Below are 11942 nucleotides of genomic sequence, written 5' to 3'. Positions count from 1 at the left end.
ACGTTGGGTATTTTTGCCAATTTTCAACAAGGTAAAAGTCAACGGGACTGGCTTCAACAAGCCAATGTTATAGGATGTTAAAGTCGAGCATCGCGTTAACGTCAGCTATTTGTAATGCTTGATATATTTGAGACATAGAGTCACCACTTACATCGACAAAAATAACGCATTGGTTGTTTTTAAGTTTCTTTAATCTTCCATTTATATCTTGTGTCTTCTGTTTAGCAGAAGACTCATTGAATAGTGAGTTTATAAATGTTGTTTTTCCCACTTTAGATAACCCTAAAACAACAACCGTTCTAACATGCATTTCCTTTAATTTTTTTATCTCAGTAAAGTTGTATATTTTTTCTAGTTCCTTCTGGTTAAACCATATCTTTTTAAAATTCACTATATTGTAAGTGAAGATAAAAACAACAGTTAGCCATGCAAAGAATGATAAATAAGGTTCAAAATCAGATATAATTTTCGGTTTAAAAGTTCCAAGGACTGTAACAATAGCAAGAAAGCACCATAATGACGGTGATTTCATTGCACCCTTTATATTCAGTACAAACATCTTGTAATTACTCCCTAGAAAAAATTATGCTTTTATGTGTTCAGCCAAAAATAATATTAGCGTTCTATGTTGCTTATGTGATAAACGAGGCCAAATTTGCTCAAAGCATTTTTTTAGTTCTGTATCCTCTTTAGATACATGCTCAAAGCAATCCATAAAAAACCAACTAATGGGAGTTTCTAATTCTATAGAAATTGCAACAAGATGAGTTATATTAATTCTATTAGTTCCTCTTTCATATCTGGATAGCTGTTGTTGAGTTGTACCAATCCGCTTAGCTAAATCGGTTGCTGTCACCCCTAGTTCTTTTCGCCGCGATTGGATACGTTGACCGACCAGTAGGTTAGAATCATAAAAGTCATAACTATTCGTATCTGATGATAATTCATTCATGAATGCCTCAGTAAGATAAACAATAAATACTGTATGGATGTTTTTTCTATCAAAATACAACGTAACCGAGTATTTATAAATAGTAAGCATAAATATACAATAAAGCCAATATTTGTTCTTAATATTTTTAGCGGTGATAGCAATGAAATAGTTACAATATAAAAATATTTCTTCATTAAATAGATTTCTAAGTTACGTATTTCTCATCCTAATTTTCAAGATCAAATCAGGATCTTTTACCCCATTAAACTCCAGCACTCACGTGTTTTTAACGATCCTTACAAGAACATAAAAAGCACTGTATTTAGTGGACAGGTGCAGCAGTATTTACTGGATGTTCCAGTTTAAAAAAGCATGGCTAAAGGTGAGAATGAAGAAAAAGGAACTGCTATTGATATTTTTAGCTTGACTGAAAATGACAGAAACGGGCTTTTATGGTGATAGTAGATTGAGATTTCAATCGGGTATGTTGTGATAATATTTAGTCAATTGTTAGTATTGATAATAGGGGTAACTTATTAATTATGATCGTATATGTTGTCAGTTTTATCCTGTATTTGTATATGCATTTTAAGTTGATGGGAGCTGGAGGATATTACCTGCGAATGAACCTTCCTGAAATCCCCAGCTTGATATGCGAAGGCAAAAGGAACTCTGTCACTAAGTTTTATAATATACTTAGTCCGCTCGCTTAAGCACTTTTTTGAATAACGATCATAAAAGTGCTGAAAAATGAAATTTGAGACTCCTATCATTATTGATTTCTTCAAATTGAGAAAATGATAGTTAATACTCTCATTTCTCTTAAGCGAGCAGTACTAGGATTATTCCTGTGGTTTATTACGAGCTTTACGCTCAACTAATCGACCATAACTATCAAAATATCGACTAGGCCAGATCTCTGAGGGATGGATGCCAAGGTAATTTGCGATAATCCATTCACCTTTAGGCCACGGCCTACTGAATGCGTTTGCTAGTGTAGATGAACTGAGTCCCGCTTCACGAGAAACAGCCGCTAAGGTTGTTCCACGCTTACGTAATGCTGCGATGATATCGGCCTGATGCCAGTCAGTTCTAATGTTGTTATTCATTCCTGCTACCCCTTCCATTAATTAATATTGATGGTGGCGATTCAGACAGGGTTCGCAGTACCGGTGGTGTCCAACCGGCGAGGCCGAAGCCTCCCCCGCCTGAATCACCATTGAAAGGGTGATAGCAGACGCACTGGTAGAAACATCCTACCAGTGGGACACCATATTTCGAGGCTGCGAAACCTCACCACTAGATTTTGCTAATGGCAGGAATACTTTAACTGATTGTTTTACCTAACACAATAACTGAACGACTAAGTTGAACGGCTATAAACCAGCTCAATATAACGCCCACGAACGTCACCATATCCCAAATCCATTGAAACCAACGCTCTCACCTCCTGATGGCTAAAGTCATTTTGTTGGTAAAACGCCAAAGCATTCTACGCCCAGGCATAGCGTAAACTGTGAGGAGAGTGAGGGCCAGTTAAACCGATTTTTGTGGTGTATGTTCGCCAGTAGTTCATAATTTGCCAAATATTAGGTTGAGACTGATACAGCTCAATCTTCTACAACTTGCTCTATATTTTCCAATAATTGTTCAACTTCAGTTTCTTTGATCCTTTTTGCAATGAATTTTGACGACTTGCAGATGCCAGGAAATAAATTCTGATGAGCAATAATATACTTTGCAACAGAACTATTTTCTGAGCTAGGCCAATGACTCAACGCATAATTTTGCCTGTCCAACCACTCCCGTAACAAAACATCTTTCTCCGCAAGGGTAAATAATGCACCAATGCCACGGCGAGAGGTTCCTTTTTCGGGCTCAGTAAAGTTAATTACATCGCCAAAATCATGAATGAGTTTAATCCGAGTAGATTGGCTAACCTGAATCTCTAGCAGGACGTCATGCAGTTGTACCAAAACATCCTGTTGCTGCTCGTCATCAAGTAACTCCCAGATAAAACGAATGTATTTACCCTTCGCCAGTTCTTCCCTTGAGACAGATCGATACCACTCCGTAAAGCTGTTAACATCAGGGTTCAGATGGATTTTTCTGCCCAAACTCTGCATATGGAGCAAAATTATCTGATTATTCGAAGATATCGATTCAAATGAACCTAAAAGCATATCGGCTGCTAACAATGATTCGCTTAAAGAATAAAGTTTTTCATGGGTGCCCGGTAGAGCCTCAGTTCGAAGCAAATCGAGGAGTGTTTCTTCATCTATCAGTTCAATCTCGTTCAAATTGAGTCTGTCGTTGAAGAATTCTTGACGCGCAATGACGGGTTCCATCAGATCAACCCCAGTAATGTGTGCACTCAATAATGGATAATCTTTCTTCACATACTGGCTTACATCTAATCTTTCTAGCTTATCTTCTTCGAAAAGCCGTTGAATTGCACCTTTAACAAACGGTATCATCTTGTTGTTTGATAATGAGTTGGCGATTTTATGCCAGCTCTTGCTACATTTGAAATAGTTTGTAAGAAGTCCGATGTACTCATCATCCTCAATATAATCACTATAATCCTCAATTCCGGTAAAGTTATCAGTTGCAACCATATGTGCAACGACATGTGCGGCAAATTCAATCGGATAATTCTGCTGCATTGTAGTTTGATGGGCAAACAGAGAGAGTTGGCTGGATGAATTCCATTGCTCAGTGAAGATGAGTTTTCTGAAATCAATAAAATTATCGATTACAACCCTACTGGTAAAATTTGACGACAATTTGCTGATGTATAAAAGAATATCCTGATCTTTTTTTATAATATTTTCAGTAGACAGACTACCTGTACCAATGAACCGAAGGACGCCCGGATTGAATACATCCTCACTGGGTTCTTCCAACACAGTAAGGAGCATGTTTTCCGTCTCAATATCGTCCAAGTGAATAGCAGGGATATTTAGCCCTTTCCATTTTTCCTCATTGTTTAGGAGATAGCGCGCATACACATCGCCATGTATTTCAACATCCATTGAATCAAATAGACTAGCACCGAACAATTTGGAATACTGATCAGCCTCGCGGAGGAGTGAGGTAACATTCGTATCGCTATCCTTTGGCGCTGACTGTAAGTCATCAAGCTCCGAAATGATAAAAGCACGTTGGCGTTTCATGAATGGCTCAATGCTGATAGAGCTAAGCCGCATTAAGTTTAAAAGTGCGGTATTTAGGGAGGGATTAAAAACTTCTCGAGCTTGTATTGCATAACTGGTATTCAGTTGCTGCAATGCAAAAGTAATTTGTGGCTGAACCAAATTAAGTATGGTTGATGGCAACGCAGCCGCAGTCTCCAGCCACGAAGACATATCCATCACGGAAGCGCAACGGTGCCAAGCATGAGTAAAGCCCCACATAGTAACAAGTCTTTCAAGTGCGATGGAATCCTTCGATTTCACGGCGTCTATGAGTGGGGTATCAATTAATTCGCTTCGGGCTAGTGCTGCCGGTGCTTGATAATGTACGCTCATAAGATACTCGCTCCAACGATTCGCATCATTGTTGAATATGCGCTTCAACTGAGCGTAGTTAGCCTTAAGTTTATCGGATTGCTCATCTGGTGCCAGACTCGCAGATTCATCTAGCTCGCCCTGGAACGGATCACGTAGAAGAGTCCTGATATCATAATCCCCATATCTCACCATCAAAATATAAAGCGCTATAAGAACGAAGCGCGATGGTTCTTCAGGAGATCCAACCGGAACCGTTAGATTCAGAATATAAATATCATTCACCAATTTTTTCAGAAGACGTGGTGTGATGCGTGGATACTGTTGGGGACGCCACCGTTCTACCAACTGAATAACTTCAGTGCAAGATGCTTCATCCGAATCGCTAACAGTCTGAGACCACATTGTTTTGAAAGCATCCTGCCATCCGGCTGTAATTAGAGGTGGGACACTGAAAGTGACAGGAATACGCTTAGCAATAAACTCCCGCCCGCTATGCCCTTCCATATCAAGAGATGAAGCCACTTGGCGTGCAGAGTAAGGAATGATGACACGAAAATATTCATGTGTCGTTCCGGCAATAAGCTCCATATCACTCCATAGTTCCTTCACTTTGTCAGGCACAATTCTGTCTAGGTTATCGATAATAAGAATGAAACGAAGAGCATGATGAAGCGTATCTTTGTCCGTGAAACCTGACAGGGCATTGTGAAGTTCAATGGTTCCCACTTCACGATTCACCATCCAAGTTTCAGATATTATATCTGTACTGTTGCGTTTAAACAGATCGCCAACAGTGATTGATTCCTTATCCTCTTGCTTCTTATTCTCTGGTTTGGTGCTAAATACTCGTTTCATCAAAAGTGCTAATAGGAGTATCCCCGGAGACAGAAAACCAATTGCTTCCAGTAATAGAACTAATTTACTGACGGCCTTATCCGTCATCATCAACGTGCTGATATCAATGAATAGGTATCTAATCATCTGTACTGCCAGCAATGAACACAGAATGAACATAACCGTCCACCAACTCAGCCGACTGTTTACTCTTTTTTCGTACTCAATAATATTACCAAGGGCCTGATTACGGTAGGCATCCAGCTTCTTCTGATCTGCTCCTGTCTCATTACTGAGTCCCTTGTAAATGACTTCAATCAACGCTTTCTTTGTATTACCATAGTGATAACGTTCAGCATCAAACTCAATGAACCGATATTCAGTACTCAGTTCGCCTTTTAGAAGATTTATAATAGTTGATTTGCCAGAACCCAGTTCCCCCTCAAGTCCTACAATGTTATTATCGACTTCACGTAACACTCCGGCCATTCGTTCAGCCACTTTTTTATGACTTTCACCTTCAAATAAATCATTATCAGAAGGCGATTCCTGCTGTAGCTTTAACGGCATACTTTCTCCACAAAAATAAACTAATTGTTACCAGCATGAAAATGTACTCTTAAGGTTGCAGTGTAGCCGCATTACAACCGTTCCACTTGTTAATCATAAACAAATTTTCATTATATATTTCAATACAAGTTTGTGAGATTTTTGTGTTGCTCTCCAAAATCAACCAGCCTTATATGTGTAACATTAGATTTGGTGCTGCAAAGCGATAACAAAAAGCAAGATAAAACTAAAAGCCTCATAGCCGAGGTTGTGTTGAACAACAGAACTTCTATAGCAGTACCCGATGAAAACACTGCTCTTTTTAGAGAAGACACAGTTTTTAAAAAAATTATTGAAACCGCAATATTGTAGCCAAGGGTCGAACTTATGAATAGATGATCGGAGAAGCCCGCTTCTGACACAAAGCCGACTATCTGGACTATCTGATTGGATTTCGCTCAGATTATCAATAGGGTCAGATCTGATTGCGATTAACATAGCTAATACACTTTAACGGCTATAAACCCGCTCTACATAACGCCCGCGACCATCACCGTGCCCCAAATCCATTGAAACCAATGCCCTTGCCTCCTGACGACTAAAACCATTCTGTTGGTAATAATTCAGTGCATCCTGCGCCCATGCATAGCGTAAACTATGGGGAGAATGGCAGCCTGTTAAACCAATCTTTGTGGTATGTGTCCGCCAGTAGTTCATGGCCTGCTTGAGGTCGGGTTTATCAATCAGCCTGCCGCCACGTTGTTCTGCAATAGTAATGGCCTGTTCGACAGCCTCTTTTACCGCTGCGATATCCAGTACACGGGTTTGTCTTGGTCGGCCACCTTTTGTACCGAAGACAACATGCAGTTTCGGCTCTGGTTGATCTAATTGTTTTCGCCAGCTTTTCAATGAAGCACTGCATTGCACCGCTTCCTGAGAACGTAACCCCAACAATCGGGCAAGTGTCAGTGTGACGGCAAATCCGGCATCACGTTCAAGTGCTTTCTGATAAACAACCTGAAACGTGGCATCAGGGATTGCTTGTTTTGTTCCGGCGCGGCTGGTGTCGCTTAATCCCAATGCCTGATTACTCAAACGCGGCGAGGTCTCCAGTTTTTCCCGGCCTGCCATGCGAAAGATATTACGCAGCGCAGCCATTTCATTTTGCACCGTTCGTTTGGCGATCCCCTGAGACAAACGGGCATCAACATACTGTTCCACATGCTTGGCTTTCAAATTATTAAGGCTTTTCACCTGAATATTCAGGCTCAATAACAACGCGCCCAAGCGTCCAGCAATCCGAATGCGATCATGGCAGGTCTTATGGCTGCCGCCGCCTTGCCGGGCAAAAAATTTTAATTCCTTAATCAATCGACTCATTAGCTTCTCCCGCGATCTATACCTGACAACATGCAATCTCTGGCGCGCGACCATTCTGGCAAAACAGAAAAACCTGCTTTGCCCTTGATCGATATCTGTGCGCCAGAGTGAACGCAGGTTGAGGTATTGCGGGGTATCGGTTGAGTACGCAGTACTGCCGCCTGCATAAGCAGGTCATCCCCACCGGCTAAAAGCCAGCCTCGATATCGTCAAGTTCTCCTTTTTCAATCTAAAAATGCAGTGTCAGATTCACTGTATAGTGAAGCAGGCGTGAGTCTGTCAGGGTTGGGTTGTGCTTTGGCTGCGGCGTCACTTTCAGCGGTAACCCGCAAAAAGTGACGCCTTGAGTTTTCGAACAATCAGCAACGGCTATGCAAGCGTTGAAATACCAACGGGTACAGCAAAACGCCGCCAGATTCAATGTCAAACGGCAGTCATGTGTTAATGGTTTAGCGGTAGAAAAATTGCCTGTTGAATAATTCAGACAGGGATAGATAAAAGTATGAACGGATGCGCAAAAGCCATCCTGTTGTTCATTGAAGATAAACAGGATTTATGTTGATTTGAAAAGTCAGTGTATGAACCCACGTTCAACACCCTTCGGCGACAAGATAAAAACACCTTTTGGGCGTATTTTTAGTTTAAGAAACCTTCATTACCAGACAAGGGTTTATGTCTGACAATATCTGCTTCCAAAGGTGGGCAGATGTACCGCAATCTTGCTCTCCCTTTCAGGCTACAGGAGTTTTGTTTCGCCACCCGAAGGCGATCCTGACAGGTGATGGATCTTTGATAACAATTAAATATTTTATTGGTTGGAACGAGTAGGGTCAAATTTTTATTTGATATGAAATTGAGAAAAAACGATAGGGATAATCTAGGTAACAACTCTTCCTACCGCTTTCAAAGTAAATTTTCTTATTGAGGTCTGTGATTCCCTTATACTTATCTGCTATGCAGCCATTCGCTCTCCATTAAAGGAGACATATGTCCTCCTATCCAATTAATTAACCGTGCATTTAGTCGGCTGGCAAAAGTATGTTGTAGTAAAGGAGGTGTTAGCAAATCTTGCTGTGTGATTACATAGCTAACTGGACAGCTCAAGTTAGTTATACGTGGTGGCGGCGGAGCAAGTAATAACTGCACTGGCTCACTTGATGCTAAAGGAACAGATTGGCCTAAAAGTGTGAGGAAGCGTTCAGGTTTATGTAAGTAGATACGACCACTACTTATATCCAACCTACAAATTTCTGATAACGCCTCTTGTCCACTCTCTTGATAGCTTTCAAGAGCACTGCCACCTTGGCTAGTCAGCGCACTCAATAACCATAAATGGCTAACCTTGTCTCCCAATCGAGCTGCCAAGCATTGTGCTAGATATCCTCCGAAACTGTGACCAATAATTTCTATTGGTTTATTAAAAGCCGAGGCAAGCATTTCCGCTTCATCTAGCCAATGCTGGAGGTCACACTCTGATTGATCTCTGATATCATCTACATCTTCCCCAATCAAATTTGGAGACCAAACACCACGACGTAAAAAAAAACCTGAAACCAGAATACGTGCAGTCATGGTGTAGTTACCTCACTTTGTGTCCGTTTCATCGAGTTTACAGTGCGTTGTAGTATCATGGTGAGCAAACAAAGCCCTGCTAGGCTAAGAAAAAGTATCTGGTGGTTGCCAAGATCCAACATTAAACCACCATACAATGGAGCAACGGCACTGCCCAATAGGTAAAGGTTAGCGGCACCAAAATAGCTCCCACGTAACGCATTTGGGGTTATCTGATCCACTTCCACACTGAATGTAGGGAATACTACCAATTCACCCAGACTAAGGATGATGGTTGCTACAGCGAGCATATAAAATTGTGTAACAGGAGCAAAAGCAAATAGCAGCTGTGCCAATAGCATCATTAGTAATCCTGTCATTAGCCTAACTCCAGTAGAATAACGTTGTAGCAGACGTAATAAAGGAAACTGAGCAATAATAATAGTCAGAGCATTAATCGCAATCAGGGTAGCAATCAGCGACATAACATTTGGTACATGACTACGAGTGAGATATTGGACCAATGTGGAATCGAAGCTGGCGTATACTAAGGCTGCCAGCATATTACAAAGCATCAACAAAGCAAAAAATCGATGACGGATCATTTGTCCGCAGGCGGCAAAAAACGTGGAAGATGTGGTACTAGTTTGCTTTGGTGTAGTACTTCGCCATACGGTATAGTGCAGTGAGCGCCATAGCAACAAACCATAAATAAAATAGATTGAGGCAGTAATTAAAAAGGTTAAACCTTGTTTGTCAACGCCTAAGGTCACCCCAAATAATGGACCTACCGCAGCACCAGCATTGATAGCGTAATAACGGCAATAGAGTGCCAGCTCACGCGAAGCCTTATCATTAATACGATCTCCTATTAATGCCTTGCAGCTGGATTCAAGTAGAGCACAACCAATACTGACACCAGCAATACCAATGCCATACAGTGCGGGGTTATTACCATAGCTTAGTAAGACAAAAGCCAGTGCACTCAATGTGGTTCCACAAAGTATAAGGCGTTTACGACCAAAACGATCTGATAGCCAACCAGTATAGACGCCACTGATTGCACCAAAGATGATAGCTATGGAGAGTAAGGCACCAATGGCAGTTGCAGAGAAGTTGAACTGGCGGTACAGTATCACCGCTAAAAAAGGCCAGATCATAAAATAGGCTCCCCGCGTTAGCAGGGTGCCTACCAACATCAAATGAATTTCTGCGGGTAAAGCACGAAAACGTGCCAGGGTAAAGGTTTTACTCTGCATCGGATCACCATGTCTTATCTGCCTGGACGCCACCACGCAAAGTTCCTGCGTCTACGCTATGAAACAAAGGCAAAAAACTTGTGGGTAATGGACGAGTAAATTCACTGCTAAGCCAACAACGCAACAAGCAACGCTCATGTTTTTCATCATTTTCAAAACAAGTGCGAGCATGTAATGTAATGTGATTATTGACCATTACTAACATTCCTTTACTGAAGTTCAGTTCAGCGTAATGACCAGGCTGTTCAACAATTGAATCCATATCTGTTAGCATCTGGTTGATTTCTTGTGCCTGCTCTATGCCATGGCGAACTACTGAATCGTTAAACTTACGTATATAACGTAAAACAAATTGATCATGATTTTCACTCAATAGTGGCAAAGCAATCCAAGATTGATCACCTTCATCACGCAAATCATGAGGAATGGGCTTTTTTAGGTGGGAAAGCCAAGTAAACCGGCGTTGTTCTGCTTGCAATACTACATCGGCAGAAGAACGAATGCGAAAAGCACCTCCGCGAGCAGCAGGACTCCAACAACCCAGCACAGTGATATCTGCCCTATCAGAATGAAAAGCGAGCTCTTGATTAGTTAAATGTCCACGTTGTGGCATATTAAGGCTATCGCGTACACCATGATCACGAACTTCTTTTAAGTAATGTCCTTGTTTGTTAATTGAAACTGGAATACCAAACCAAAGGCAAAACTCATTAAACAGTGCTCGAAATGGTGCAGCCGATAGGGATTTGAGCGTTGGGGAATCATGCACTACTACACCACTTTCCAGCTCAAGTTCCCGATGCAAATTACGACGCAATATATCATCACTTTTATCAGGTTGATAGCCTTCCGCCATTGCTCTGAGCAGAGCTTCCAACGACTGATTAAAACGAGCCGAACGTTCAAACACGATATTTCCTCGCCAAGCAATCGGGCGCGGGTAGGAAGAAAAACTCATAAATTCACCTCATATTCTTGTTGCCAAAGGGAAAGCGTAGTTAGAGTAAAAAGTTGAGTATTATCCACCGTTTCTATATATGCAGGTGTTAAATTCACCAGACCGATATTGCGTAATGACTCGCAGTGTTCCTGCAGATAGTGACGCATTTCCTGTACTGCTTTAGGCCAATAGGCGAAAGGTAAACGGAAGTGTTGCTTAGGTTTCCATTGCCAGTTTGGTAGCCGTTTCTTGAGTAAATTACACAGTGGGGCTTTAGTTATACCATCCGCAAGGCGTGTGGAACGACTTGCCAGCATACCGAGTCCAGCATGTAAATAAGGTGTTCGAGCTTCAATTGTGCGTGACATCAGGAGATGATCAGCTCGACGCAACAGAGGCTCCAAAGAGTAATGCAGATCGAAATGGTCAATAGCTGCTTCATACCCTTCCTTTAGGGCTGAATTAGAAATTTCTTCAATTTGATCATTCAGTTCAGAGGTAATTTCAGAAGAAAATAACTTTGCTTTGTTTTGGTAGTCACCGAACCAAATACGGGCAAAACTGCCTGCATCATGTCGCTTTGATTGTTGTAGGTCAAGGTGGCGTGGATAGCCCCAGAACAACTCGTCAGCACCCTCTCCCAGCAATACACAGTGGTATCCTGCATCCCCGACTGCATCCGCTATTTGTTGATACATCAGCAGGCTGGACATACGGGTTGCTGCACCAAAGTTTTTTACCGCCTTTCGCAACACAGGCATAAAAGCTGTTTGTTCCAGAGAAATCCGATGCAAATTGGGTTGTAGGCGCACTGACTCCTCGGCACTTTCTAACAGCCTATTCAGTATTTTTTCTGCGCAGCAACACGACGAGAAATGCCAGAGTGACGAACTGAAGGCTGGTATTCAAATATCTCTCACAGTTCTTCCACAATCGTCGACATTTTTCCAGCCAACCAAATGAACGTTCGACAACCCATCGCT

The 11942-nt window shown here is 41.6% G+C and carries 13 protein-coding genes; all 13 read right to left on the bottom strand.

Annotated features, from left to right (window positions below; genetic code table 11):
• Window positions 1-67: 67 nt before the first annotated feature.
• Window positions 68-559 carry a GTPase gene (locus tag Xedl_RS17055; protein ID WP_074024968.1) on the bottom strand — a complete coding sequence of 164 codons (492 nt, stop codon included), beginning with the start codon at window positions 557-559 and terminating at the stop codon, window positions 68-70.
• A gap of 24 nt (window positions 560-583) precedes the next feature.
• Complete coding sequence (locus Xedl_RS17050; protein ID WP_074024967.1) at window positions 584-952, bottom strand: helix-turn-helix domain-containing protein; 369 nt, start codon at window positions 950-952, stop codon at window positions 584-586.
• 824 nt (window positions 953-1776) lie between these two features.
• Window positions 1777-2043, bottom strand: a complete 267-nt coding sequence (locus Xedl_RS17040) for a helix-turn-helix domain-containing protein (protein WP_074024965.1) — start codon at window positions 2041-2043, stop codon at window positions 1777-1779.
• A gap of 254 nt (window positions 2044-2297) precedes the next feature.
• Window positions 2298-2420, bottom strand: a complete 123-nt coding sequence (locus tag Xedl_RS35695; RefSeq protein WP_279625366.1) for a hypothetical protein — start codon at window positions 2418-2420, stop codon at window positions 2298-2300.
• 6 nt (window positions 2421-2426) lie between these two features.
• Window positions 2427-2522 (bottom strand): integrase domain-containing protein, encoded by a 96-nt coding sequence (locus tag Xedl_RS33725; protein WP_279625367.1) that lies wholly within the window; start codon window positions 2520-2522, stop codon window positions 2427-2429.
• Between the two features lie 22 nt (window positions 2523-2544).
• Entirely contained in the window at window positions 2545-5850 is a 3306-nt protein-coding gene (locus Xedl_RS17030; RefSeq protein WP_074024963.1) for a P-loop NTPase fold protein, read from the bottom strand.
• Window positions 5851-6339: 489 nt separating this feature from the next.
• Window positions 6340-7209, bottom strand: a complete 870-nt coding sequence (locus Xedl_RS17025; protein ID WP_074024962.1) for an integrase domain-containing protein — start codon at window positions 7207-7209, stop codon at window positions 6340-6342.
• Complete coding sequence (locus Xedl_RS27930; RefSeq protein WP_158024402.1) at window positions 7209-7376, bottom strand: hypothetical protein; 168 nt, start codon at window positions 7374-7376, stop codon at window positions 7209-7211. The genes Xedl_RS17025 and Xedl_RS27930 overlap by 1 nt, the downstream gene beginning before the upstream one ends.
• A gap of 778 nt (window positions 7377-8154) precedes the next feature.
• On the bottom strand, window positions 8155-8781 hold the full coding sequence (locus tag Xedl_RS17020; RefSeq protein ID WP_074024961.1) for an alpha/beta fold hydrolase: 627 nt from the start codon (window positions 8779-8781) through the stop codon (window positions 8155-8157).
• On the bottom strand, window positions 8778-10019 hold the full coding sequence (locus Xedl_RS17015; RefSeq protein WP_074024960.1) for an MDR family MFS transporter: 1242 nt from the start codon (window positions 10017-10019) through the stop codon (window positions 8778-8780). Before Xedl_RS17015 ends, Xedl_RS17020 begins: the two co-directional genes overlap by 4 nt.
• A gap of 4 nt (window positions 10020-10023) precedes the next feature.
• On the bottom strand, window positions 10024-10977 hold the full coding sequence (locus tag Xedl_RS17010; RefSeq protein WP_074024959.1) for a TauD/TfdA family dioxygenase: 954 nt from the start codon (window positions 10975-10977) through the stop codon (window positions 10024-10026).
• Complete coding sequence (locus Xedl_RS17005) at window positions 10974-11771, bottom strand: asparagine synthase-related protein (RefSeq protein ID WP_074024958.1); 798 nt, start codon at window positions 11769-11771, stop codon at window positions 10974-10976. Before Xedl_RS17005 ends, Xedl_RS17010 begins: the two co-directional genes overlap by 4 nt.
• A 25-nt stretch (window positions 11772-11796) precedes the next feature.
• Window positions 11797-11942 (bottom strand): transposase (locus tag Xedl_RS17000; protein WP_143187461.1); only part of this gene is annotated, 146 nt, incomplete at its 5' end.

It is taken from the genome of Xenorhabdus eapokensis, from assembly GCF_001908105.1.
Note: the sequence above shows the minus strand (reverse complement) of the source record. Positions and strands in the feature narration are given on the sequence as shown.

What these genes read in the sequence shown, in the direction of transcription:
- Xedl_RS17010 (WP_074024959.1), bottom strand. Translation starts at nt 10,977, where the DNA reads ATGAGTTTTTCTTCCTACCCGCGCCCGATTGCTTGGCGAGGAAATATC.
- Xedl_RS17055 (WP_074024968.1), bottom strand. Translation starts at nt 559, where the DNA reads ATGTTTGTACTGAATATAAAGGGTGCAATGAAATCACCGTCATTATGG.
- Xedl_RS17030 (WP_074024963.1), bottom strand. Translation starts at nt 5,850, where the DNA reads ATGCCGTTAAAGCTACAGCAGGAATCGCCTTCTGATAATGATTTATTT.
- Xedl_RS17020 (WP_074024961.1), bottom strand. Translation starts at nt 8,781, where the DNA reads ATGACTGCACGTATTCTGGTTTCAGGTTTTTTTTTACGTCGTGGTGTT.
- Xedl_RS17040 (WP_074024965.1), bottom strand. Translation starts at nt 2,043, where the DNA reads ATGAATAACAACATTAGAACTGACTGGCATCAGGCCGATATCATCGCA.
- Xedl_RS17050 (WP_074024967.1), bottom strand. Translation starts at nt 952, where the DNA reads ATGAATGAATTATCATCAGATACGAATAGTTATGACTTTTATGATTCT.
- Xedl_RS17015 (WP_074024960.1), bottom strand. Translation starts at nt 10,019, where the DNA reads ATGCAGAGTAAAACCTTTACCCTGGCACGTTTTCGTGCTTTACCCGCA.
- Xedl_RS17025 (WP_074024962.1), bottom strand. Translation starts at nt 7,209, where the DNA reads ATGAGTCGATTGATTAAGGAATTAAAATTTTTTGCCCGGCAAGGCGGC.
- Xedl_RS27930 (WP_158024402.1), bottom strand. Translation starts at nt 7,376, where the DNA reads ATGCAGGCGGCAGTACTGCGTACTCAACCGATACCCCGCAATACCTCA.